This is a genomic window from Geothrix sp. (assembly GCF_049292215.1).
GTDB lineage: Bacteria > Acidobacteriota > Holophagae > Holophagales > Holophagaceae > Geothrix.
This window is the reverse complement of sequence record NZ_JBATQW010000029.1, coordinates 76,413-100,185: the sequence shown is the minus strand read 5'-3', so window position 1 is coordinate 100,185 and position 23,773 is coordinate 76,413. Positions and strand designations below refer to the sequence as shown.

Sequence of the window (23,773 nt, the reverse complement as noted above, 5' to 3'; positions counted from 1 at the left end):
GGAGTCCCATGCGCGCCCCGAATGGAGGCCATCGCCACCTCGACCAGATCGGGGCCGCCGATTCGGGCCGGATGGTGCTCGCCTACCTGGCCTCCCGCTACCCAGTCGCATCTGAAGACGAGTGGCTGCAGCGGATCGGTTCTGGGCAGGTCCTCCTCGATGAGCGCCCCGCTGGCCCTGAGGAGCGGCTCAGAACTGGACAGCAGCTCGCCTGGCACCGCCCTCCCTGGATCGAACCCGAGGTCCCCCTGGCCACGGCCATCCTCTACGAGGATCAGGATCTGCTCGCCGTCGCCAAACCCAGTGGCCTGCCCACCCTGCCCGGTGGCGGGGAGTTCCTCGAGCACACCCTTCTGAACCTGGTGAGGCGGCGCCATCCCGAGGCCAATCCAATGCACCGGCTGGGCCGCTGCACCTCAGGAGTCGTGCTGTTCGCGCCAGAGGCTGCATCCGGGAAACCCCTCCAGACCGCCTTCCAGGCCCCGGGCACCCGCAAGGTCTACCGCGCCCTGTGCGCCGGGCATCCTGCCCTCGATGGGTTCGAGATCACAGCCCCCATCGGCGAGGTCCCCTACGCCCCCCTCGGCAAGCTCCACGCCTTCCATCCCGAGGGACGTTCCTCATTCAGCCAGGTGACCGTCCTGGATCGCAGGGAGGACGGCACCCTCCTCGATGTGGAGATCAGGACCGGCCGTCCCCACCAGATCCGCATCCACCTGGCCTGGGCCGGACATCCCCTGGTGGGCGATCCGCTCTACGGCCCCGGCGGCATCCCCCTGGAAGGCACACAGGCCCTGCCCGGCGACCCCGGCTACCTGCTCCACGCCCACCGGCTGGAGCTGGACCATCCACGCAGCGGAAAGAGGCTCCTGCTCAGCTGCCAGCCACCGCCGGGATTGCGAGGACCCTAGTTGTGAACGCCCGGTGCCTCGCGGCCCATGCGTTCGACATATTCCGGGTACGAGCCCTGGAACACCACGGGGCCCTCGTGCTCCTCACCCCCCAGTTCCAGCACACGGTTGGCGAGGCCGCGCAGGAAGGTGCGGTCGTGGGACACGAAGAGCATGGTGCCTTCGAAATCCTTCAGTGCCTCGATGAGCATCTCCTTGGTGGCCAGATCCAGATGGTTGGTGGGCTCGTCCAGCACCAGGAAGTTCGGGGGATTGAAGAGCATCCGGCCCATGACCAGGCGGGATTTCTCACCACCCGACAGCGCCCGGACCTTCTTGTCCACATCGTCCCCGGAAAACTGGAAGGCGCCCAGCAGGTTGCGCAGCACGCCCAGGCCCTCCATGGGGAAGTCCTTCTGCATCTGCTCGAGCACCGTCAACTCGGGATCCAGCAGGTCCAGGGCCTGCTGGGAGAAGTAGCCCAGGCTGAGGCTGGCACCCAGCTTCACGACGCCCGAGTCCGGCTGGATCGCACCCGCCACCATCTTCAGCAGCGTGGACTTGCCGGCGCCGTTCTTGCCCATGACGCACCAGCGCTCGCCTCGGCGGATGTGAAAGGCGAAGTTGTCGTAGATGCGGCGTTGGCCGTAGGCCTTGCAGACACCTTCCAACATGACCACGTCATCGCCCGAACGGCCTGGACTGCGAAAGTCCCACTTGACCACTCGCCGCTGCTTCGGCGGTTCGATGCGCTCGATCTTGTCCAGGGCCTTCACGCGGCTCTGCACCTGGGCGGCCTTGGCGGCATGGGCCGAGAACCGCTCGATGAAGCGCCGTTCCTTGGCCAGCTTGGCCTGCTGCCGGGCGTAGGCGGCCTCCTGGTTGGCGTCCCGCTGCTCGCGCTCCTTCACGTAGAAGTCATAGTTGCCGTTGTAGGTGACGATGTCGCCGCCATCGATCTCCAGCACCTTGGTGACCACCCGGTTCATGAAGTCCTTGTCGTGGCTCGTCATGAGCAGCGTGGCCGGAACGTTCTTGAGGTAGTTCTCGAGCCAGAGGATGGACTCGATGTCCAGGTGGTTGGTGGGCTCGTCCATGAGCAGCACGTCGAAGCTGCCGAGCAGCACCTTGGCCATGGAGACGCGCATTTTCCACCCGCCGGAGAGGGCGCCGACATCACCGTCGATCTGCGCATCCTCGAAGCCCAGCCCATGGAGGCAGGCCCGGGCCTTGGCTTCCAGCTCGTAGCCTCCCAGGTGCTGGTACTCCTCCTGGACGTGGCCGAAGCGGTCGAGGATGGCCTCCAGCTCATCGCCCCGCTCGGGATCGGACATGGCGTGTTCCAGGTCCAGCAGCTCGTGGTGGAGGTCCCCGAGGCGCCCGCTGCCGGCGATGGCCTCGTCGAGCACGGGCCGCCCGGTCATCTCATCCACTTCCTGGCGGAAATAGCCGAGGGTGAGCTTCTTGGGCAGCGTGACCGAGCCGTCGTCCGGTGACTCCTCGCCCATGATCATGCGGAACAGCGTGGATTTCCCGGCCCCGTTGGGACCCACCAACCCCACCTTCTCGCCGGGGTTCAGCTGGAAGTCCGCCTCGATGAACAGGATCTGCCGGCCGTACTGCTTGCTGACGTTGGAAAACGAAATCATCAGGCCTCGGCTTTCCTGGGGGGTGCTGGCGTGTCGCCGCGGGGACCGTGCATCAGTTCCACCACGGCCTGGTTCAACCGGAGCCGCGTGTCGTGGCGTTCAAAGGCGCGCGTGATGTAGCGGGCCCGGACTTCCATGCCGTTGGTGCCCGGCACCACCTGGACGCCCGGAACGGCCGTGAAGGCCTTGACGCGGTACCGCGCCGCCGTCTGCTGCCACTCCGCCTCGGCGAGCTTCGCGTTGGCCTCGGTCTGCTGTTCCACCAGCCGCTGCACCCCGTCGATCACCGGGTAGGGATCCTGCCCTGGCTGGATCAGGACGCGGAGCTCGTCCCACATCCACTTTCCCGAGGTCGAGAAGTTGAAGAAGTGCCCCTCGATGGCGAAGTTGTTCACGAAGGCGACTCGGCGGCCCGTGGGATGGCCCGCATCGCTCCAGCTGCCCGTCTCGAGGATCACGGTGCGGAGCAGTCCGATCTCGACCACTTCGCCGCCCACGCCGCGAATCTCCACCCAGTCTCCCACCCGGATGCCGTTCTTCCCCATGAGGATGAACCAGCCGAAGAAGGCCACGATGAAATCCTTGAGCGCCACCGTGAGCCCCGCTCCTGCCAGGCCGAAGACGGTGGTGGCCTGGGGTGGGACCCCCAGCACGAGCAGGAGGATTGCCAGGCCCGCGACTACCCGCAGGATCACCTTCAGGACCGACTTGTGGGCACTCACCGAAGCCCGGTCCTCGGCGTCCATCCGGTGGAAGCCCTGGCCGATGAGCAGCCCTAGAAGATAGGCCAGAGCAGCCAGTCCCAGGATCACCAGCACCTGGGTGAGCACGCGATGGAGGGCGGCGTTCCGGTATCCGTCCACCAGCCCCAGCCAATTGCCGTAGGTGTCCGCCAGGGCCTGCTGGTCCTGGACCCGGCGGGCCATGGTGGCGAGCCGGTATTGGACCTCGCCATATTGCTGTAGGTAGGACACGGCGGACCTGGCCTGGTCCCGGCCGGGGCCTCCTCCAGCAGCGGCGGACTCCTTGACCAGGTTGGCAGCCCAGAACTTCGCGGCTTCGCGATCATCTTTTTCCTTGCTGGCCTGGGCTTCGACCTCAGCCCGCCGCTTGGCCAGGGACTGGCCCTTGGCTTGGGCCTCCAGCCGGGCCTGTTCCAGCCGCGCATATTTGCTGCGCTGGGCGCGCCACTCGAGGATCCGTCCCAACAGGCTGCCCGACCGGAACAGGGGGTTGGCTTTGGCTTCGAGCATGGCCTGGGAGGACTCCCGATCAGCCGCTTCGTGCGCCTCCTTCAGGCGCTTGATCTTGGCCTGAGGATCCCCGCCGGCCTTGGCAAGATCGCTGGAGGCGGTCTCCAGTTCATCCCTGTCCAGCTCCAACTGGGCCTTGGCGACTTCGATCTGGTCCTCCAGGGTGTCCTTCATGGCTCCGCTGGCGACGGCCAGCTGCCGGGTGAGCCGCAGCATCAGCCGCTGGCCCGCCTCCACGGCCTCCTGGGCCTTGGCCTTGGCGCTCAGCAGTTCCTTGATTTCAGGGGTTTGGGGTGGCTGGGCGGTGGCAGCCCTCCGCAGCGCATCCGCGAAGGCCAGATCCACCGAGTGATTGCCAAGGCGCTCCGCCTGAAGGGCCAGCTGCCTCTCTTCGGGGGTTGTCGCCAGAGGCACCAGGCTCCGTGCGGTCAGCAGAGGCGACTGGTCCACCAGTCGCTCCCGGGTAGCCGCCGCCCGCCGCAGCCCCCTTCCTGCCAGACCTGCAGGTTTTCCAGCAACCGCGGACTCCGTGGACACGGGAGCCGAGGCCTCGCGCGTCCACATCCAGCCCGCCGTGGCCGTGGCGGCCAGGAGAATCAGGACCAGGGCGGGAATCCAGGGACGTATCTTCATGATTCCAGACAATCACGAATGGGCCCGGAACGCAAAAGACCCCGGGGCCTGGCCCCGGGGTCTTTGGACAGCTGCCTTGGCTGGCTTCAGCCCTTCTTGGGGGCTTCCTTCTTCTTGCCGCAATCAGGGCAGTCCTTGCAGGAGGCGGCCTTGTTCTTCTCGCAGCAGGCCATGCCACAGGCGGGCTTCTTCTTGGCCTCGGGCTTCTTCTCCTCGGATGCGAAGGCAACGAGGGCGAACGAGCTGACCAGGGCGAGCGCCAGGAACTTCTTCATGGAATCCTCCGGATGGGTGGGACACGATCCCACGGGAGCACCATACTCCCGAAAACAGCCTTTCCAAACACCCAAAATTCGGACTAGATGGATCGGACTAGCTGCCGAACATGTTCTTCATGACCATGAGCGCCATGGCGGGGTTGGCGGCGAGACGGCGCTTGAGGTAGTGGACCGCATACTTCCAGTCCTCCGCAAAGGGCACATAGAGGCGCATGATCTGCCCCCGCTTGACGATCTCCTGCTGCAGCTCCGTGCGGGGCACGCCCAGCAGCATCTGGAACTCGTAGGCATCCTTCGGGATGCCCCGCTGGTCCAGATAGGTCATGCAACGCCGAATCAGGGGCTCGTCGTGGGTGGCGATCTCGGGATAGTGGCCGTGCTCCAGCAGGAGCTGGACATGCTCGAAGAGCTTGTCCTTCATGTCCGGCTTCTCCTGGAGGGCCACGTCGGCGGGCTCCTTGTAGATGCCGATGCAGATGCGCACCTTGCATGGCTTCGCGTGAAGGGCCTTGATGTCCTCGGAGGTACGGTAGAGCCTGCTTTGCAGGACGATGCCGAAGTTGTCGAACTCGTCGCGGAGCCTCCTGAAGATCCGCAGCGTCACATCCGTGAAGTGCCGGTCCTCCATGTCCAGGGTGATGTGCATGCAGTGAGCCGCGGCAGCGGAGACGATGCGCCGCAGGTTGGCCTGGCAGTAGTCCTCGCTCTCGTTGATGCCCAGGGAGGTGGGCTTTAGGCTGATGCTGGCGTAGGGGCGATCCTTCAGGGCCTCCACCATGCGCAGGTAGACCTGCACCGTGGCCTCCACGTCCTCGCGGCTAAAGACCTCCTCGGCCAGCAGATCCACGGTGGAGCAGATGCCCTGCTTCGAGTGTAGTTCGTCGGCCTTCAGGACACCGGCGGAGATGCCCTTGCCGGAGATGTAGGGGGCGGCGAAGGTCCGGACCAGGGGACCCGGCATGAGGTCGATGATGGCGCGTTTCAGATCCACGGTGTTCCTCCCGGCAACCCTGCTTTTCAAGTCCGTGTCCCCATCGGGAGCGGCTTCCTCAATCAGGAATTATAGCGGCCGTCCTCATCCACAACGCACCCGCCAGAACGAGATGTGACAGGGTAGACAGCACGAAAAAGCCCGCAGAGGTTGGTCTGCGGGCTCCTGGTCTGGTGGTCCCTCCCGGACTCGAACCGGGGACCCTCTGATTAAGAGTCAGATGCTCTAACCAGCTGAGCTAAGGGACCACGAGAAGAAAAGTTTACCAGGGCCGATCCGGAACGCAAGAGCCGGTTCTGCACCGGATCCAGGGCCAATGGTGGTCCTAGAGGACCGGCATCTTCATGGCCTCCCGGACATCGGCCATGGTGTCGGCGGCCACGGAGCGGGCCCTGGCGCTTCCCTCCCGCAGGACCGACTCGATGTCCCCAGGGCGGGCAAGGTGCCCCTCGATCTTCTCCCGCACCGGCTCGATGCGGCGGGTCATGGCCTCGGCGACCCGCTTCTTGCAGTCGAAGCAGCCGATGCCCGCCTGGCGGCACTCGGTGTTCACCAGTTGGATGGTGGCGTCATCGCTGAACAGCTTGTGGAACTCGAAAACCGGGCAGATGTCGGGATTGCCGGGATCCGTCCTACGTAGGCGGGCCGGGTCCGAAGCCATCTGGCGGGTGCACTTCTCCAGGATCTCGGCGTTGGTGTCCCGCAGATAGATGCAGTTCCCGTAGCTCTTGGACATCTTCCGCCCGTCCAGGCCGGGCACCTTGGGCGTCTTGGTGAGCACGGCCTCGGGCTCAGGGAAGACCTCCCGCTGGAAGAGGAAGTTGAAGCGGCGCACCACCTCGCGGGCCAGTTCCAGGTGGAAGAGCTGATCCTCGCCCACCGGCACCTTGTGGGCCTTGTAGATGATGATGTCGGCGGTCTGCAGCAGCGGATAGCCCAGGAAGCCGTAGCTGCCCAGATCCGCCACGGAGTTCTGCAGCTTCTCCTTGTAGGTGGGCACACGCTCCAGCCAGGAGAGCGGCGTCACCATGGAGAGCAGCAAGTGCAACTCGGCGTGTTCCTTCACCAGGCTCTGCACGAACATCGTGGCTCGGTTCGGATCCAGGCCCGCCGCCAGGAAGGTCGCCGTCAGCTCCAGGGTGGCCGGCCAGATCTCCTCGACGGATTCGTACTTCGAGGTCAGCGCGTGCCAGTCCGCGATCATGTAGAAGGCCTCGCCCTGGCCCTGCAGCCGAGTGAAGTTGTCCAGGGCCCCCACCAGGTGGCCGATGTGCTGGGAGCCCGAAGGCTGGATGCCGGAGAGGACGCGGTGCTGCATGGATCAGGCTCCGAGGAAGAGGCGAGCAAAGAAGTGCAGGCCCATCTGGACCAGAAGGAACACCGGGCTGAGCAGCCAACCAAGAGCTCCCGTGAGTGCCAGGACTATCAGAAGGCCGCCCATCCAAGGCTGGATTCGATCGAACTTGGGCAGCCAGCGCCAGGGCAGCATGCCCCGCAGAATCCCGGCGCCATCCAGAGGCCCCATGGGAAGCAGGTTAAACAGGGCGAGCCCAATGTTGATGATGATGAGGCGTCCGCACAGGGCCAGGGCCAAGGTCTGGACGGGGCCCAGATGGAGGGGCTGGAGACTCTCGACCCTGCCCATGAAGATGGCATGGAGGAAGAGGGGGGCCTGGATGGCGGGTTCCGGCGCGGTGAGCTTGACCAGGCCAAGCAGCAGGAAGAGGAAAACCAAGGCTTGAATGAGGTTGGAAGCCGGACCGGCCGCAGCCACCAACGCATAGCCCTCCCGTTGGCTGAAGCGGCGGGTCAAATTCCTTGGATCCACGGGCACGGGCTTGGCCCAGCCGATGAAGGGGAAGCCGGTGGCCATGCCCAGGAGCGGGAAGACCACCGTGCCCAGGGGATCGATGTGAGCCAAGGGATTGAGCGTCATGCGCCCCAGTCGCGCCGCCGTGTCGTCCTCAAGCCAGTAGGCGGCCGTGGCATGGCTGGCCTCGTGCACGCTGAGGCTGAACAGCAGGGCCACGTAGCTGACGAGGATGGTGGGGATGGAAAGGCTGTCGAACACCCGGACTCCGGCAATATTCCAGTCTACAGGGTGGAGGCCGATGAACGGGGGGATGGCCTGCAGAGGCAGTGCTGGCTCTGGTTATGCTTGTCCATCCCCGATCCGGAGCCAGGCATGTATGTCAAAGCCAACTCGCCCCATGCCGCTGCCGCGGGGAAAAGCGTCATTGGGTTCAACCTGATCAATGGCAAGGAGGTCGAAGGCGACCTCTCTCTGATCCAGTCCAAGTCCGCCGTGGACAGCCGGGATCTGGTTGGCATGTTCCCCGACAGCGGCGAGAAGGATGTGGCCCGGGCTGCCAAGGCCGCCGCGGACGCCTTTCCCGCCTGGTCCGGGACGCCCTTCCCGGCCCGGGAGGCCATCGTGCTCCGCACGGCTGGCATCCTGACCACCCACCGGGACAAGCTGGCCCGCATCATCACCCGCGAGGTGGGCATGACCCCCCGGGAGGCCCTGGGGGATGTCCAGGAGGCCATCGACGCCTGTGCCTTCTTCGCGGCCGCCGTCGGAGCCCAGGCCCTTTCGGCGGGTGCCGGTCCGTGCCGTCGGCCCGTGGGCGTCTGTGGAGTCCTCGCCACGGGCAGCTCCCCCCTGGCCGCCCCCGCCGGCAAGATCCTGCCCGCCATCCTCTGCGGCAACACCGTCGTCTGGAAGCCCAGCGACAACGCCCCCACCGCCGCCTACCTCCTCCTGCGAGCCATGCTTGAGGCGGGCCTGCCGCCCGGCGTGGTGAACACCGTCAACGGCAGGGGCCGGGCCGGCTGCGGCAAGCACTTCCTGGCGGGAATCGACAAGGGGCACTTCCAGTCCTTCAGCTTCGTGGGCTCCGCCTCCCTGGGACGCATCGTGGGGGAGGCCTGCGGCCGGAACCTGATCCTGCCGAGCCTGGACCTGGTAGGGAAAGGCAGCCTGGTGGTCATGCCGGATGCGGACCTGGACCGGGCCGCGGACGACGCCGTCCAGGCCGCCTTCGGACAGGCGGGCCAGCGCCCCATCGGCCTGGTCAACTTCCTCGTGCATGAGGCTTGCGCCGCGGGGTTCAAACAGCGACTCCTGGACCGCGTCGCCGCGCTGGCGGTGGGCAACCCCCTGACGCATCCGGAGGTGACCTACGGACCCATGATCAATGCCCGCGCGGCCACGGCGTTCCGCGAGCACTGGGAGCTGGGGCTGGCCCAGGGCGCCACACTGCTCAGCGGCGGCGCCCAGTGGACCGAGGCCAACCGCACAGACCAGGTGAAGGGCGACATCGCCCACGGTGCCTACATGCAGCCCTGCGTCTGGGAGGGCGTGACACCCGACATGGGGCTGTTCCGCCACCAGGTGACGGGCCCCACGGTGAACCTCTGCACGTTCCAAGACCTGGGCGAGGCCCTGGGCTGGATCGCCGACTCCGCCTCGGGCGCCACGGTCAGCCTCTACACCCGGGAACCCGCTCACATCGAGCTGTTCCAGCGGACGGGCCGGACCGACATCGCCCGCGTCAACACAACCCTCGACGACCGGACCACCCTGCTGTCCTTCACCGGCCACGGCACCTACTCGGGCTGTCAGCCCGTCCTCGACGGGTTCACGCGGTGGATGTCCGCGCAGGGCGAGGGCGGATGGGCTCCGATCACCGGGACCAAAGCTCCGGAACCCGTGGTTGCCACCCTCAAGACCGACTGGGACAGCCTCTAGGCCCACTCTCCCTGAAACTCAGAGATCCAGCCCGGCCAAGGCAGCGCCTAGGTCCCCGGGCGCCTCACCCAATCTGAGCCGCATCAGGAACTCGACGTTGCCCTCGCCACCCTTGATGGGGCTCACGCCCATGGTCTGTGGGCGAAGCTCCGTTTCAGCGAAGAAGGCCCAGGTATCGACCAGGACGCGCCGGTGCACCGCCGCATCACGCACGATGCCACCGGAACCCACGTCCTCTCTGCCGGCCTCGAACTGCGGCTTCACCAGCAGCACCGCCTCGGCCCCCGGCACGAGGCTGGGCAGCACCGGCGGAATGGCCAGACGCAGCGAAATGAAGCTCAGGTCCGCCACCAGCAGGTGGCAGCGTTCCGGGATGCAGGCCGGATCCCAGGTGCGCAGGTTCACCTGCTCCATGGAGACCACGCGGAGATCGCTGCGCAGTTTCCAGTGCAGCTGGTTGGTGCCCACGTCCACCGCGTAGACCTTCGCCGCGCCCCGCTGCAACAAGCAGTCCGTGAAGCCGCCGGTGCTCGAGCCGGCATCGAAGCATGTGAGTTCCGCCGGATCGATGCCCCAGAGATCGAGGGCCCCGGCCAGCTTTAGCCCGCCCCGGCTCACGAAGGGCAGCGCCTCCCCGCGCAGGCGGATGGTCGCGGCCTCGTCCACGGCGGTGCCAGCCTTGGTGACGGGGCGATCCTCCACCAGGACATCCCCCGCGAGGATGCGGGCCTGAGCCTTGGCGCGCGTCTCGCACAGGCCCAGCTGCACCAGCAGCAGATCCAGGCGTAGCTTAGTAGCCACGGGCCACTTTCTTCTGCCGGGCGATTTCCTTACGGTACACGCCCACGTTCTTGTTGTGGTCGCGCAGGCTGGGCGCGAAGCTATGGCCGCCCTTGCCGGTGGCCACGAAGTAGAGGTCCTTCCCGGCCAGGGGCGCCTTGGCGGCGGTGATGGCCGAGGGGCTGGGGATGGCGATGGGGGTCGGTGGCAGGCCTGCCACAGCGTAGGTGTTGAAGCGGTGGGAGCGCCGGATGTCCTCCACCAGCGGGGCCGTGAACCGGAGGTCGCCAAGGAGCCAGCGGGCGTAGAGGCTGGTGGGGTCGCACTGCAGGCGCATGCCGATGTCCAGGCGCCTCTTGTAGACGCCGGCCACCCTGGGTTGTTCCTCGGCCAGCTTGGTCTCCTTCTCCACCAGGCTCGCCAGGATCAGCGTCTCGTAGGGGGGCAGCGGGCCACCCTCCAGCTTGGGCCGGACCTGGTTGCGGAAGGCCTCCACCAGCATGAGCATGACCTCCTCGGGTTCCATGGCATGGTGCAGCTTGTAGGTGGCGGGGGCCGCCAGGCCCTCCAGGGTCTCGGCCTTCTCGAAGCCGGCGGTCCGGGCCAGCCGCGGGCTCTTCCAGAGGGTCCAGAAGACCTCCTCCGGAACGAAGTCCTTCAGGCGCTTCTGCACGGACCACGCGTGGGCGCCTTCCGGAATGGACACGGTGGTGTAGTGGATCTCCGCCCGCCGCAGCTTGCTCGCCACCTCCGAGAGGCTGGCCTGGGGCGTGAAGGTGTACTCGCCACGGATGAGCTGCAGCTTCCGGGCCCGGGCCCAGAGCTTGAACAGCGAGGCCGAGCGGATAACCCCCTCGCGCTCCAGCTGGTCCGCCATCTGGTTGATGCTCGTGCCCTTCTTCACCAGGACCGTGGCCTCCTGCTGTAGCGGCCCCTGGCGTTTCCAGGCCCACCACCCACCGAGCACCGGCAGGGCGGCCAAGACCAGGATGGCCACGAAGAGCCGGAGAGAGACCGAGGAGCGAGCCATGGCTCCAGAATGCCGTGGTAGCGTGATTCGATCTACCCAAGGAACTTATGCACGCCACCGGCTACCGCCGTCACCTCGGCCTGTTCTCAGCCACTATGCTCATCGCCGGCTCCATGATTGGCAGTGGTGTCTTTATTGTTGCTGCGGACATGGTGCGCACCGGTCGGTCAGGCGGCTTCCTGATGGCGGCCTGGGGCCTCACCGCGGTGCTGACCCTCTTCGCGGCCCTGAGCTACGGTGAGTTGGCCGGGATGTTTCCCAAGGCTGGCGGCCAGTACACGTACCTCCGTGAGACCTACGGTGCCGCCACGGGCTTCCTCTACGGGTGGACCTTCTTCGTGGTCATCGAGTGCGGCACCATCGCCGCCGTGGCCGTGGGCTTCGGGAAGTACCTGGGGTCCTTCTTTCCGGCAGTCACGGACACCGCCTGGCTCGGCCCCCACCTGGACGTGCCCCTGTGGCAGGTCACGCAGAGCATCGCGGTGGGGCCGTACCACCTGGGCCTGACGCCCTCCCGGCTCTCGGCCATCGCCGTGGTGCTGTTCCTCAGCGCCGTGAACCTCTACGGCGTCAAGCTGGGCGCCCGAATCCAGAACCTCTTCACCGTCGCCAAGATCGGCGGACTGGCGGTGCTCATCCTTCTGGGCCTGTTCCTGAAGCCCCCGGTGGCCGCGGTCCAGACCCCATTCCTCCCATTGGATGGCTCCGCCGCCCTGCCCTTCCTGACGGCCCTGCTGGTGGTGCAGACCGGCAGCATGTTCTCGGCGGACGCCTGGAACGCCATCACCTTCATCGCCGGCGAAGTGAAGGAGCCCGAGCGGACCATCCCCTTCTCCCTGCTCATCGGCACCACACTGGTTTGCGGCCTCTACGTGCTGGCCAACGCCGCCTATCTGAAGGTGCTGGGCCCCACGGGCATCGCCAACGCACCCCAGGATCGCGTGGGTAGCGCCGCCCTGCAGGCCCTGCTGGGCTCCGGCGGCGGTCTCATCATGGCGGGCAGTATCCTCATCTCCATGTTCGGCTGCCTGAACGGCCTGGTGCTGTCGGGAGCAAGGGTCTACCAGCGCATGGCCGAGGACGGTCTGTTCTACCCCAGCGCCGCATCGCTGAACGCCCATGGCGTGCCGGCCTTCGGACTGTGGATCCAGGCGCTCTGGACCTGCCTGCTCACCCTCACGGGCACCTACGGCCAACTGCTGGACTTCGTCATGCTGCCGACGATCCTCTTCTACGTCTTCACCGTGGGCGGCGTCTTCCTGCTGCGCTGGCGCCGCCCCGACCTGGAGCGCCCCGTGCGCGTCTGGGGCTATCCGGTGGTGCCCGCCCTCTACCTGGTGGGGGCCTGCGCCATCGTCGGCGCCCTCTTCATCCACCGGCCCAGCTACTCCTGGCCGGGCCTGATCCTGGTGGCCCTGGGCTGGCCCGTCTACTTCGCGGTGAAGCCGCGGGTCGCAGCCGCCGAGTAGTCCAAGTCCCTCCTGCGCCCTGGACAATCTGTCAAGAAAGTCCCGGATCAGCCCTTGGATGGGCGACATCCCAGGGATAATCCAGCAAGCAAACAGACCAAAGGGGGACTGCCATGAAGCATGTCGTCGTTCTCGGAGCCGGCCGCGTGGGCGGGGCCATGGCCAAGGACCTGGCCCCCGATTTCAAGGTCACGGTCGCGGACCGCTCTGAAGCCGCCCTGGCTCGCATGCAGGCCGCGGGCCTCACCACCCTGGCCGCCGACCTGTCCACACCTGATGGCGTGAAAGCCGCCGTGGCGGGCGCGGACCTGGTGGTGGGCTCTGTGCCGGGCTTCATGGGCTTCGCCACGGCCAAGGCCGTGCTGGAGGCTGGCAAGCCCCTGGTGGACATCTCTTTCTTCGACGAGGACTGCTTCGAGCTGGACGCTCTGGCAAAACAGCAGAACCTGACCGCCATCGTGGACTGCGGCATCGCGCCGGGCTGCCACAACATCATCCTGGGCGACCTCTCCCGCCAGTGGGACCGCATCACCAGCTTCGAGACCCTGGTGGGCGGCCTCCCCGTGATCCGCAACTGGCCCTACGAGTACAAGGCCGGCTTCAGCCCCATCGACGTCATCGAGGAATACACCCGCCCCACGCGTTACGTAAAGGATGGGAAGGTCGTGGTCTTCCCGGCCCTCTCGGAACCGGAGCTCTTGGATTTCCCCGGGCTGGGCACCCTGGAATCCTTCAATACCGACGGCCTTCGCAGCCTCATCAAGAGCTTCCCCGGCATCCCCGACATGAAGGAGAAGACCCTGCGCTACCCCGGCCACATCGAGAAGATGCGCATGCTCCGGGAATCCGGCTTCTTCAACAAGGAGAAGATCCGGGTGGCGGGCGTGGAGATCAGCCCCCTCGACCTGACCACGGCCCTGCTCTTCCCCATGTGGTTCATGGAAGAGGGCGACGAGGACTTCACGGTCATGCGGGTCACGGTGGAGGGCGAGAAGGACGGGCGCCCCGTGCGCCACCAGTTGAATCTGCTGGACCGCTACGACCGGGCCACAAAGACCACCTCCATGGCCCGCACCACGGGCTACACCTGCACGGCGGCCGTACGCCTGCTGGCGAAGGGCGGGTTCAGCCGCAAGGGCATCAGCCCGCCGGAGTTTGTGGGCCAAGAGCCCGGCGCCTGGACCTTCATCCGTGAGGACATGGCCAAGCGCGGCGTGGTGTTCACCGAGGGCTGAGCCTGAACCTCAGCCTTCCAGCTCCCGGTGCCGAACGGTCAGCGCCGCCACCTCGCCCCTGAGCCGGTGGGCCAGCATCTCCACCAGGGCCACGGAGCGGTGCTGGCCGCCGGTGCACCCGATGGCCAGGGTATGGTAGGCGCGGCCCTCCTGCTGCACCAGCGGGAGTGACCAGCGGAGCCAGGACTCGGCACGCTCCAGGAATTCTCTGAACTCGGGCGCCTCCAGCAGGAACTCCTGAACGGGCCAGTCGCGGCCCGTGAGGGGCTTCAGCGCCTCGACATAGTAGGGGTTGGGCAAGAAGCGGGCATCCAGGATCACGTCCACATCCGGCGGGATGCCGCGCTTGAACCCGAAGCTGAGCAGGCGAACGGCCGTGTTGCGGGCGGGCAACTGGGGCACGAGTGCCGCGATGCGCAGCCGGAGCTCCGAGAGCGTGAGCTGGCTGGTGTCCAGGATGGTCGTGGCCAGGGCCCGGATGGGGGCCAGCAGCTCCCGCTCCCGCTGGATGCCCTCGCCCGCCGTGCCCAGCAGGGCCAGATGGTGGGGGCGGCGGGTCTCGGAGAAGCGACGCAGCAGAACCTCCTCCGAGGCCTCCACGAAGACCACCTGCACGGGCACGTTGCCGATGCGGAGGCGCTCCAGCAGCGGGCCGAACTCCTGGGGGAAATCCGCCTGGCGGCTGTCCATGCCCACGACCAGCCGTTCCCGATGGGGCTGCAGCTTGGCCTCCAGCTCGAGGAGGGGTTCCAGCAGCCTGGGTGGAACGTTGTCCAGGGCCGTGCAGCCCGTGTCCTCCAGCGCACCGAGCACCGAGTGGCGGCCGGCTCCGGAGAGCCCCGTGACGACGATGAGTTCCATACCTCAAGACCCTAGCAGGCCCGAAGGGCCTGCCTCCAGCAAAACGCGGGGGCCTGCCGGCCCCCACGTTTTTGCTAATAAGGCGCGAAGGAAGGATCAATCCTCGAGGCCGCCGGCAGTGAAGCGAAGCACCCGCTGGATGCCTTCGGGTGGGTTGCCCTGCTCGTCGGGCCCCAGTTCGAAGGTTTCCGAGGGGCCGCGGAAGAAGTCTTCGTCTGGCACGTAGGCCGGCTGGGGCTCCACGCGGTAGAGGTACGAGATGATCTCGTCCTCGTAGCCGAAGCGCATCTGCTCGAAGTACTCGTAGCTCTCGCGCTTGTATTCCACCAGCGGATCCTTCTGGCCGTAGCCGCGGAAGCCGATGGCCTCCTTCAGGTGGTCCATGACCAGGAGGTGGCGCTTCCAGGCCGCGTCGATGATCTGCAGGATCGACCAGCGTTCATAGCTGCGCATGCCTTCGCCGCCCAGCCGCTCATCCTTGCCTTCGTAGTAGCGCTGGACCAGGGCACCCAGGGCCTGGGTGGCCTGGGCCTGGGGCATCTGGCCCACGGCATCCACGTCCTCCCCGGTCAGAGTGAACAGCTGCTCGACACGTTCCCGGAAGCCAGCCTGGTCCCGTTCTCCCTTGTCCGGCAGGAAGTCATTGGCAATGCCCTCGGCGATCTCGGCGGCCACACGCAGCACGTATTCCTTGGTGTTGCCCCTGAGGATCTCGGTGCGAAGCCCATAGAAGAAGATGCGCTGCTTGTTCATGACGTCGTCGTATTCGAGCAGGTGCTTGCGGATCTCGAAGTTGTGGGTTTCGACGCGTTTCTGGCTCCGCTCGATGGCGCGGGTGACCATGCCAGCCTCGATGGGCTCATCGTCGTTCATGCCCATGGCGCCCATGAGGTTCTTGATGCGGTCACCGCCGAAGATCCGCATCAGGTCGTCCTCAAGGGACAGGTAGAAGCGGCTCGAGCCGGGATCGCCCTGGCGACCGGCGCGGCCCCGGAGCTGGTTGTCAATGCGGCGGCTCTCGTGCCGTTCGGTTCCCAGGATGTGCAGGCCGCCCAGGGAGACAACCTCCTCATGCTCCGCGGCGGTCTGCAGGCGCATCTGCTCGACCAGGGCGGAGAACTCGGGCGTCTCGAAGCCTTCCTCGTCGTAGAGGGCGATATCCTTCTTCTTGGCCTCCAGCCGGGCGAGTCCCTCGGGATTGCCACCCAGGATGATGTCCGTGCCGCGGCCCGCCATGTTGGTGGCGATGGTGACGGCACCCTTGCGGCCGGCCTGGGCCACGATCTCGGCCTCCCGCTCGTGATGTTTTGCGTTCAGCACCACGTGGGGGATGCGGGCGGCCTTGAGGGCGTCGGACAGGTCCTCGCTGCTCTCGATGCTGGCCGTGCCAACCAGCATGGGCTGGCCCTTGGCGTGGAGTTCGCGGATCTCTTCCACGATGGCCTTCTTCTTGCCGCTGCGGGTGGAATAGACCGTGTCCGCGAAGTCCTTGCGGACCATGGGCATGTTGGTGGGCACCACGATCACGTCCAGCTTGTAGATGGAGTGCAGTTCCGTGGCTTCCGTCTCGGCCGTGCCGGTCATGCCGGCCAGGGTCTTGTACATGCGGAAGAAGTTCTGGAAGGTGACGGTGGCGAGGGTCTGGTTCTCGGCGTTGACCTCCACACCCTCCTTGGCCTCGATGGCCTGATGCAGGCCGTTGGACCAGCGGCGGCCCGGCATGAGCCGACCCGTGAATTCATCCACGATGACCACTTCCATGCCCTTGCCGTCTTCCTTGGGGCGGACCATGTAGTCCACATCCAGGCGGTAGAGGTTGTGGGCCAGGAGGGCCTGGTTCAGACCGTGCAGGGTCTCGATGCTAGTGGGATCGTAGAGGTTCGTCACCCCAAGCAGCTGCTCGGCGTAGTGGATGCCGTCATCCGTCAGCATCACCTGCCGGTCCTTCTCGTCCACCTTGTAGTGTGTGTCCTTCTTGAGCTTGGGGACGATGGCATCGATGCGGAAGTACTTGGAGGTGTCCTCTTCGCTGCTGCCCGCGATGATGAGCGGGGTGCGGGCCTCGTCGATGAGGATGCTGTCCACCTCGTCCACGATCGCGAAGTTGAAGCCGCGCTGGGTGAAGTCGTCCAGGTCCCACTTCATGTTGTCGCGGAGGTAGTCGAAGCCCAGTTCGTTGTTGGTCGCGTAGGTGATGTCGGAGCCGTAGGCGTCCCGCCGTTGCTGGTCATCGAGGCCATGCTGGATGATGCCCACGCTCAGGCCCAGCCAGGTGTAGAGGCGGCCCATCCACTCAGCATCGCGGCGAGCCAGGTAGTCGTTCACCGTGACCAGGTGGGCGCCCTTGCCCGCCAAGGCGTTGAGGTAGAGCGGCAGCGTGGCGGTGAGTGTCTTGCCCTCACCCGTGCGCATCTCGGCGACCTTCCCCTCGTGGAGGGCCATGCCACCCACCAGCTGCACGTCGAAGTGCCGCATCTTGAGGACGCGCCGGCTGGCCTCGCGGGCCACGGCGAAGGCCTCGGGGAGGATCTCCTCCAGGGTCGCGCCGTTCGCCAGCTTCTCCTTGAGGTAGGGTGTCTTGGCCTTCAGGGCCTCATCGCTGAGGGCCGCCATCTCCGGCTCCAGGACATTGATGGCCTGGACCTTGCCCCACAGGCGCTTCAGCTCCCGGTCGTTCTTGGAGCCGATCAGTTTCTTGAGAAAGTTGTCGAGCATGGAGCCGTCCAGTCGCGTAAACCATCGATTGTAGCGCGATGGGGCGCCATTTCCCAGCGCCCGTGACTGGCCCCAAGCCTTCGTGGTTGCCGATTTTACCCCTTCAGGGCACACTGATTGTTTGGATTCCGGAGGCACCATGGCCCTAGAGCGCACCTTTGCCATCGTCAAGCCCGACGCCGTCAAGGACGGCCACATCGGCGAGATTATCACCGCCATCGAGCAGAGCGGGCTGAAGATCGTGGGCCTGAAGCTGACCCGCCTCACCCCCGCCATCTGCCAGGGCTTCTATCACGAGCACGTGGGCAAGGGCTTCTACGCGGAGCTCGAGGCCTTCATGACCGAAGGCCCCGTGGCGCTCATTGTGCTCGAGGGTGAGAACGCCATTCTGGCCTGGCGCGACCTCATGGGCGCCACCAACCCCGCGAACGCCGCCGAAGGTACCCTTCGCAAGCGCTTCGGCGCCAACATCGGCCGCAACGCCACCCACGGCAGCGACAAGCCCGAGAGCGCCAGGTTCGAGGTCGGCTACTTCTTCAACGCCTTCGAACAGCACTGAACTTCCAGTCACAACTCCTGCGAAAATCGGCGCCAATGGCGCCGATTTTCATTCAAACGAAAGGTGACTGAAACCTCAGACCTCCGCCACTGCCTGCAGGGCGGACTGGCAGAGGCGCCGGACACCGGGCAGCAGGTCGGCGTTCAGCAGGCCCTTGTCGCTGAACCACTGCCCACCGGCGGGTGGGGGCGGCAGCATGTCGTCGGGAGCCTTGGTGCGGAGGAGGTGGCTGAGGTAGAGGCGCTGCTGGCCTTCCAGACCTTCCAGGCGCAGGAGCCAGGGGGTGGGCAGGCGGCTGGTGCGCTCATCGAACACCACCGGCAGCACCGAAGAGTCGACGAAGCGGAAGGGAATGCCCCAGGCGGCCTCGATCTGAGCGTTGAGCAGTGAAGTGGGGAGGAACCCCGGCGACCAGGGGATCTGGGCCGGCATGAGCAGGCCCCGGTGCGGGCTGTGAGGTGAGGGGACGAGCAGAACGAAGGGCGTCTGCTGACCATGGACCAGCACCCCTTCAATGAATGTGGTGAGGTGGACCCGGCCTTCTGCCATCAGCGCCCTCCAGCGGTTTCCAACTCCAGCATGATGCGGTCGCGGGCGGCGGAGACTTCCGCCACGGCGGCCTCGGGTTTCAGCTTGACCACTTCCTTGGTGCGACGGTCACGCAATTCCACGATGCCATCCTTCAGGCCCTTGGCCCCCACGGTGATGCGCAGGGGGAAACCCAGCAGGTCCGCGTCCTTGAACTTGGCGCCGGGGCTCAGGCCCTCCCGGTCGTCATGGAGCACCTCGAACCCGGCGGCTTCGAGGTCCTTCTCCACCTGGGTGGCCACGCCGGCCACGTCGGCACTGCCTGGATCCAGACAGAGCAGGTGCACCTGGTAGGGCGCGATGGGCCAGGGCCAGATGATACCGTCGGCATCGTAGTTCTGTTCCACCGCAGCGGCCACCGTCCGGGTGATGCCGATGCCGTAGCAGCCCATGACCATGGGATTCTCCCTGCCCTGCTCGTCGAGGAAGGTGCAGGACATGGACTTCGAGTACTTGGTGCCGAGTTTGAAGACCTGGCCCACCTCAATGCCGCGGAAGGGCTGATATTGCCCCTTCCCGCAGCGTGTGCAGGTATCCCCTTCGGCGGCCATGCGTAGGTCCGTGAAGGTGCAGCCGGGCAGGTCGCGCACGGGATCCAGGCCGAAGTGGTGGTAGTCCGTCCGGTTCGCGCCGCAGGTGAGGTTGACGGCACCCTTCAGGCTGGCGTCTACGAGAATCTGGACCTCCGTCAGTCCTACCGGCCCCATGAACCCGGTCTTGGCGCCGGTGAAGGCCTCCGCCTCCTCCAGGGGCATGAGCTCCATCTCGGCGGCCCCGGTGAAGTTCTTCACCTTCACGGGATTGACCTCGTGGTCGCCCCGCAGCACGGCACCCACCAGCTTGGTGGTCCCATCGGCGAACGTGACGCGGTAAAGGAAGAACTTGCTGGTCTGCTCAATGGGCATGCCATCGTGCTCCGCATCCTTCATCCCTGCGGCCTGCTCCACCTGGCCCACCACGCCCGGGGTGCAGTAGTGGTCCCTGCGAAGCGCCATCGGCGCTTCGCTAGCGCCAACGCGGAGCGCTGGCGCCTCCGTCTTTTCGATGTTGGACGTGTAGTCACACCCGTCGCAGCTTAGGATGGCGTCCTCGCCGCTGCCCGCCAGCACGTGGAACTCGTGGGTGAAGCTGCCCCCGATGGCGCCGCTGTCGGCTTCCACGGGCCGGAACTTTACACCCAGGCGCGAAAAGATCCGCTTGTAGGCGTTGAACATGGCCCAATACTCGCGGTCCGCGCAGGCGTCGTCAGCATGGAAAGAGTAGCCGTCCTTCATCGTGAACTCGCGGCCGCGCATGAGGCCGAAGCGCGGGCGGCGCTCGTCCCGGAACTTGGTCTGGATCTGGAAGAGGTTCATGGGCAACTGCTTGTAGCTGCGCACGTTCTTGCGGACGATGTCCGTAATCACTTCCTCGTGGGTGGGCCCCAGGCAGAAGTTGTAGAACTCCCGCTCGTCAGGCTTTTCGCCCCGGGCGCGGCGCTCGGCCACCTCGGCCTTAGCCTTCCGGTCGCAGAAGCGGAGCAGTTCGTCGCCGTAGAACTTCCAGCGTCCGCTCTCCTGCCACAGCTCGGCCGGCAGCACCGCGGGCATGAGCAGTTCCTGGCAGCCATCCTTGGCCAGTTCCTCGCGGACGATCTCCTCGAACTTGCGGATGCTCCGGAAGGCCAGCGGCAGGTAGCTGTAGATGCCGGCGGCCACCTTCTGGATCATGCCGGCCCGCATCATCAGCTGCTGGCTCACGACATCGGCATCGCGCGGCGTCTCGCGCAGGGTCTGGATCAGGAGCTTCGACTGCTTCATGGGGGCCTCGAACCTTCAAGTCTAACCCATGAAGCTGGGACGGGCCTCAGGTGAGGAGTGACTGCACCAGCGCGCTGGCGGCCTTGCCATCGATGGCGCCCCCGTGAGCCGCCTGCAGGGCCTTCATGACCAGACCCATGTCCTTCTTCGCCTTGGCCCCACTCTGGGTGATGGCCGCCTGCACGGCTGCCTCCAGGGCCGGGCCCTCGAGCATGGCTGGCAGGTAGGGCTTCAGCAGTTCGATCTCGGAGCGCTCCTGGGCTGCCCGGTCCGGTTGCCCCACCTTCTCGAACTGGGCCACGCTGTCCTCGCGGGACTTCACCAGGCGCTTGAAGACGGCCAGGGCATCGCCTGCTTCCAGGGTTCCCTGGGGCCCCAGCCCCTTGGCCACGGCCTCATTCCGATAGGCCGACAGGGCCATGCGGAGCACCTGGGTCCGGGGAGCGTCCTTGGCCAACATGGCGGTCTTCAGGTCAGCCAGCAGGCGCGTGAGCATGGGGCAACTCCGGGGGTGAACCTCCATGGTGCCCCCAGGGGAGCCGCCCCTCAATGCCAGAAGTCATGTCAGGGCAGGCCCAGGCCGAAACAGGAGCCAGTCAAATTGCCCGAGGTCCCATGAACGTCGCCTTCATCAATCCCTTCATCGAGTCCACCCTCCGCAGCCTCGAGATGATGGCCAGCATCGCGGCCGAGAAGATCGGCCTGTCGGTGAAGGAGGACCTCATCACCACCTACGACATCTCCGCCATCATCGGCATCACCGGGGACACCTCGGGTTCCATCATCCTGAGCTTCCCGGCCTCCGTGGCCTGCCGCATCGCCAGCAACATGCTCATGGAGGAGATCTCCACCCTCGACCAGAGCGTGGAAGACGCCGTTGGCGAGATCGGCAACATCGTGGTGGGCGACGCGCGCCGGCTGCTCATCCAGGATGGCTTCAGCCTGTCCATCTCCGTGCCCACGGTGGTGGTCGGCAAGGGCCACAAGATCAGCCGCAGCGGCGACGTCCCCTGCATCGCCATCCCCTTCAAGACCGAGTTCGGCGAGTTCGAGGTGAACGTCGGGTTGAAGGAGTAGATTCCGGTTCCAGCCGGCCACCCTGAACGCGAGAAGGGCGCCTAAGGCGCCCTTCTCTTACCTGAATGGCGAAGCCGTTCGGGCTTAGACCTTGTCGAACTTGATGACTTCCACGGGGCAGCTGGCGGCAGCGGCCTCGATGGCGGCCTCCTGGGCAGACTGGATGTCATCGTTCAGCTCGCTCATCTCCTCGCGGTTCTCACTGTCCACGCCATCCTTGCGGACCGAGCCGTTGATGTTGCAGCTGGTGTCGGTGACGTGGAACACGTCGGGGCACTCGGCCTCGCAGGCGTTGCACACGATGCAGCCTTCTTCGATCCAGACTTTGGTGATGGCCATGGTCGTCTCCTCGCGATTCAAGTAGGTGGCCCGGCATGGGCGGACCCAACCAAGCTAGCATCGCCAAGGCCCGGGACCAAGCGTCGCCTGGCCTCCTGGGCCATGGGAGACTGGAAGTGTGACGGAGGTCCTCTCATGCCCCTGATGGAGTCGGGAATCCTTGCCCGGATCCGGGATTTGCTGCCCGGGGGGGGGGAGCTCCTGGACGATTGCGGAGCCCTTCCCCCAACACCCCCTGGGCAGACCCTGCTGGTGACGACGGACCTGATGGAATCCGGCCAGCACTTCCGCCTGGATTGGCATCCGCCGGAACTGCTGGCCCGCAAGCTGCTGGCGGTGAACCTGTCGGATCTGGACGCCTCCGGGGCCCGCCCTTTCGGCTACACCTTGACCCTGGCCTTGGGCCCGGAGGTGGCGGCACCTTGGCTCGACATCTTCCTGGCAAGTCTGGCGGCTGTCAGCCGGGAGACTGGAGTCCGGGTCCTGGGGGGCGACACGGTGGGACGGCCCGTGGGCCTCGGCCTCGGTCTCACGGCCTTCGGCTTCGCGCCCCGCTGGCTCCGGCGGGATGGCCTGCAGCCCGGCGACGGGATCTTCACGGACCAGCGCCCCGGCGCCAGCCTGCGGGGCCTGCGGAAGCTCCAGGCCGGACAGCGCTGGGATCCGGCAAACCCGGACCCCGAACTGGCGGCCCACCTGGCACCCAGGCCCAACCTGGGGTTGGGACTGAGCCTGGCCCAGATTCCCGAGGTCCATGCCTGCCTGGACCTGTCGGACGGCCTCAGCCGGGACCTGCGGAACCTGGCCGAGGCCTCGGGACTCAGCATCATCTTGGACCAGGGCCTGAACGAAGACGCGCTTCGCGGTGGCGAGGACTATGCCCGCTGCTTCGGCAGCTCCCTGGACCAGGCGGAGCTCGAAGCCAGGCTGGGTCTGTCCCTGGTTCCCGTGGGGAAGGTCCTGCCGAGGGGGAATGCCCCTCTCCTGACCTATGATGAAGGGGCACTCCGCCCCTTGCCGGACTTCAGCTTCGACCACTTCGGACGCCCATGACCCACCAGGACAAGACGCACATCTGGGCGCGTACCAAGCGGTTCCTCGCGGACCCCAGCCTCGAGCCCCACCACCTGGCCTGGAGCTTCGCCCTGGGGCTCTGCATCGCCTGGAACCCCCTGCTGGGAACCCACACAGGTCTGGTGCTCATCTCCTGTGCCCTGGTGAGGAAGCTCCACCGTCCTCTCACATTTCTGGGTGCCTTCACCAACAATCCTTGGACCATGGTGCCGATCGCCACGGCCTCGACCTTCTTCGGCAACCTGTTGCTGGGTCGTGGCCTCCACCTCGACCTGAGCGGCGTGGACTGGAAGAGCATCGGCTGGCAGAGTTTCACCTCCCGCCAGGGCTTCGATGCCGCGGCCACCATGCTCAAGCCCATCCTCGCCCCCTACCTGCTGGGCGGCTTCGTGCTCAGTGCTGTGGCCATTCCCGTGGGATATTTCCTGATGCTGCGGCTGGCCCACCGGTTGCGCTGCCCCAAACCCCTCCCCGTCCCCCCTTCTGGAGATTGACCATGGACATGCGTTTTCTGATGAAACAGGCCCAGCAGATGCAGGCGAAGCTGGCGGAAACCCAGGCCAACCTGCGCATCGAGGGCACCGCCGGCGGCGAGCTGGTGAAGGTCACCCTCAACGGCTCCAAGGAGCTGATGGGCCTCTCCATCGCCAAGGACGCCATGGATCCCGAGGATCCCTCCATGCTGGAAGACCTCCTGCTGGCGGCCTTCCGCGATGCCACCACCAAGGTCGACGAGGCCATGAAGAAGCAGATGGGCGGTATGGGCGCGGGCCTCAACCTGCCGGGCCTGGGACTTTGAAAG

23 protein-coding genes and 1 tRNA gene are annotated in these 23,773 nt (G+C 66.1%); 9 read left to right on the top strand and 15 right to left on the bottom strand.

Annotated features, from left to right (window positions below; genetic code table 11):
• Positions 1–8 precede the first annotated feature (8 nt).
• Positions 9–911 carry a pseudouridine synthase gene (locus tag WAS25_RS05635; protein WP_422310539.1) on the top strand — a complete coding sequence of 301 codons (903 nt, stop codon included), beginning with the start codon at positions 9–11 and terminating at the stop codon, positions 909–911.
• Here the strand turns inward: WAS25_RS05635 and WAS25_RS05630 are convergent.
• From WAS25_RS05630 to WAS25_RS05600, 7 genes are all read right to left on the bottom strand, one after another.
• Complete coding sequence (locus WAS25_RS05630) at positions 908–2,539, bottom strand: ABC-F family ATP-binding cassette domain-containing protein (protein ID WP_422310538.1); 1,632 nt, start codon at positions 2,537–2,539, stop codon at positions 908–910. The genes WAS25_RS05635 and WAS25_RS05630 overlap by 4 nt on opposite strands.
• Positions 2,539–4,425 (bottom strand): mechanosensitive ion channel domain-containing protein, encoded by a 1,887-nt coding sequence (locus WAS25_RS05625; RefSeq protein WP_422310537.1) that lies wholly within the window; start codon positions 4,423–4,425, stop codon positions 2,539–2,541. The genes WAS25_RS05630 and WAS25_RS05625 overlap by 1 nt, the downstream gene beginning before the upstream one ends.
• A gap of 86 nt (positions 4,426–4,511) precedes the next feature.
• Positions 4,512–4,700 (bottom strand): hypothetical protein, encoded by a 189-nt coding sequence (locus tag WAS25_RS05620; RefSeq protein WP_422310536.1) that lies wholly within the window; start codon positions 4,698–4,700, stop codon positions 4,512–4,514.
• A gap of 97 nt (positions 4,701–4,797) precedes the next feature.
• Positions 4,798–5,694 carry a proline dehydrogenase family protein gene (locus WAS25_RS05615; RefSeq protein ID WP_422310535.1) on the bottom strand — a complete coding sequence of 299 codons (897 nt, stop codon included), beginning with the start codon at positions 5,692–5,694 and terminating at the stop codon, positions 4,798–4,800.
• Between the two features lie 171 nt (positions 5,695–5,865).
• Positions 5,866–5,942: transfer RNA gene (locus tag WAS25_RS05610), tRNA-Lys, on the bottom strand.
• Positions 5,943–6,019: 77 nt separating this feature from the next.
• A complete protein-coding gene (gene trpS, locus WAS25_RS05605) occupies positions 6,020–7,012 on the bottom strand; it encodes a tryptophan--tRNA ligase (RefSeq protein ID WP_422310534.1) in 993 nt (330 codons plus the stop codon).
• A 3-nt stretch (positions 7,013–7,015) separates the two neighbouring features.
• A complete protein-coding gene (locus WAS25_RS05600) occupies positions 7,016–7,765 on the bottom strand; it encodes a site-2 protease family protein (RefSeq protein WP_422310533.1) in 750 nt (249 codons plus the stop codon).
• A gap of 114 nt (positions 7,766–7,879) precedes the next feature.
• Here WAS25_RS05600 and WAS25_RS05595 point away from each other — a divergent pair, with 114 nt between their 5' ends.
• On the top strand, positions 7,880–9,445 hold the full coding sequence (locus tag WAS25_RS05595; protein WP_422310532.1) for an aldehyde dehydrogenase family protein: 1,566 nt from the start codon (positions 7,880–7,882) through the stop codon (positions 9,443–9,445).
• Positions 9,446–9,463: 18 nt separating this feature from the next.
• Here WAS25_RS05595 and WAS25_RS05590 read toward each other — a convergent pair whose 3' ends face one another.
• Both WAS25_RS05590 and mltG read right to left on the bottom strand, forming a co-directional pair.
• Positions 9,464–10,246, bottom strand: coding sequence for a TlyA family RNA methyltransferase (locus WAS25_RS05590; RefSeq protein ID WP_422310531.1), 783 nt, complete (start codon positions 10,244–10,246; stop codon positions 9,464–9,466).
• On the bottom strand, positions 10,236–11,255 hold the full coding sequence (mltG, locus tag WAS25_RS05585) for an endolytic transglycosylase MltG (RefSeq protein ID WP_422310530.1): 1,020 nt from the start codon (positions 11,253–11,255) through the stop codon (positions 10,236–10,238). Before mltG ends, WAS25_RS05590 begins: the two co-directional genes overlap by 11 nt.
• Before the next feature lie 47 nt (positions 11,256–11,302).
• On the opposite strand from mltG, the gene WAS25_RS05580 reads away from it, so the two are divergent.
• Both WAS25_RS05580 and WAS25_RS05575 read left to right on the top strand, forming a co-directional pair.
• Positions 11,303–12,724: an APC family permease gene (locus WAS25_RS05580; RefSeq protein ID WP_422310529.1), complete on the top strand. Its 1,422-nt coding sequence runs from the start codon at positions 11,303–11,305 to the stop codon at positions 12,722–12,724.
• 113 nt (positions 12,725–12,837) lie between these two features.
• On the top strand, positions 12,838–13,959 hold the full coding sequence (locus tag WAS25_RS05575) for a saccharopine dehydrogenase family protein (RefSeq protein WP_422310528.1): 1,122 nt from the start codon (positions 12,838–12,840) through the stop codon (positions 13,957–13,959).
• Between the two features lie 9 nt (positions 13,960–13,968).
• Here WAS25_RS05575 and rapZ read toward each other — a convergent pair whose 3' ends face one another.
• Both rapZ and secA read right to left on the bottom strand, forming a co-directional pair.
• On the bottom strand, positions 13,969–14,820 hold the full coding sequence (gene rapZ, locus WAS25_RS05570) for an RNase adapter RapZ (protein WP_422310527.1): 852 nt from the start codon (positions 14,818–14,820) through the stop codon (positions 13,969–13,971).
• Between the two features lie 96 nt (positions 14,821–14,916).
• A complete protein-coding gene (gene secA / locus WAS25_RS05565; RefSeq protein WP_422310526.1) occupies positions 14,917–17,535 on the bottom strand; it encodes a preprotein translocase subunit SecA in 2,619 nt (872 codons plus the stop codon).
• 139 nt (positions 17,536–17,674) lie between these two features.
• Between secA and ndk the strand changes: the two genes are divergently transcribed.
• Positions 17,675–18,094, top strand: coding sequence for a nucleoside-diphosphate kinase (gene ndk / locus WAS25_RS05560; RefSeq protein ID WP_422310525.1), 420 nt, complete (start codon positions 17,675–17,677; stop codon positions 18,092–18,094).
• Positions 18,095–18,169: 75 nt separating this feature from the next.
• On the opposite strand, the gene WAS25_RS05555 is transcribed toward ndk, so the two are convergent.
• From WAS25_RS05555 to WAS25_RS05545, 3 genes are read right to left on the bottom strand one after another with little or no spacing between them, the layout of a single operon-like run.
• Positions 18,170–18,643, bottom strand: a complete 474-nt coding sequence (locus tag WAS25_RS05555) for a hypothetical protein (protein ID WP_422310524.1) — start codon at positions 18,641–18,643, stop codon at positions 18,170–18,172.
• Positions 18,643–20,481, bottom strand: a complete 1,839-nt coding sequence (gene proS / locus WAS25_RS05550; protein WP_422310523.1) for a proline--tRNA ligase — start codon at positions 20,479–20,481, stop codon at positions 18,643–18,645. Before proS ends, WAS25_RS05555 begins: the two co-directional genes overlap by 1 nt.
• Positions 20,482–20,527: 46 nt before the next feature.
• Complete coding sequence (locus WAS25_RS05545) at positions 20,528–20,977, bottom strand: GatB/YqeY domain-containing protein (protein ID WP_422310522.1); 450 nt, start codon at positions 20,975–20,977, stop codon at positions 20,528–20,530.
• 119 nt (positions 20,978–21,096) lie between these two features.
• Between WAS25_RS05545 and WAS25_RS05540 the strand changes: the two genes are divergently transcribed.
• Complete coding sequence (locus WAS25_RS05540) at positions 21,097–21,558, top strand: chemotaxis protein CheX (protein ID WP_422310521.1); 462 nt, start codon at positions 21,097–21,099, stop codon at positions 21,556–21,558.
• A gap of 84 nt (positions 21,559–21,642) precedes the next feature.
• Here the strand turns inward: WAS25_RS05540 and WAS25_RS05535 are convergent, their stop codons facing one another.
• Positions 21,643–21,897 carry a ferredoxin gene (locus WAS25_RS05535; protein ID WP_422310520.1) on the bottom strand — a complete coding sequence of 85 codons (255 nt, stop codon included), beginning with the start codon at positions 21,895–21,897 and terminating at the stop codon, positions 21,643–21,645.
• A 135-nt stretch (positions 21,898–22,032) separates the two neighbouring features.
• Here WAS25_RS05535 and WAS25_RS05530 point away from each other — a divergent pair, with 135 nt between their 5' ends.
• The 3 genes from WAS25_RS05530 to WAS25_RS05520 are packed head-to-tail and all read left to right on the top strand — an operon-like array spanning position 22,033 to position 23,770.
• Entirely contained in the window at positions 22,033–22,950 is a 918-nt protein-coding gene (locus WAS25_RS05530; protein WP_422310519.1) for a thiamine-phosphate kinase, read from the top strand.
• Positions 22,947–23,465 carry a DUF2062 domain-containing protein gene (locus WAS25_RS05525; protein WP_422310518.1) on the top strand — a complete coding sequence of 173 codons (519 nt, stop codon included), beginning with the start codon at positions 22,947–22,949 and terminating at the stop codon, positions 23,463–23,465. Before WAS25_RS05530 ends, WAS25_RS05525 begins: the two co-directional genes overlap by 4 nt.
• Positions 23,466–23,467: 2 nt before the next feature.
• Entirely contained in the window at positions 23,468–23,770 is a 303-nt protein-coding gene (locus tag WAS25_RS05520; RefSeq protein ID WP_422310517.1) for a YbaB/EbfC family nucleoid-associated protein, read from the top strand.
• Positions 23,771–23,773: the final 3 nt, after the last annotated feature.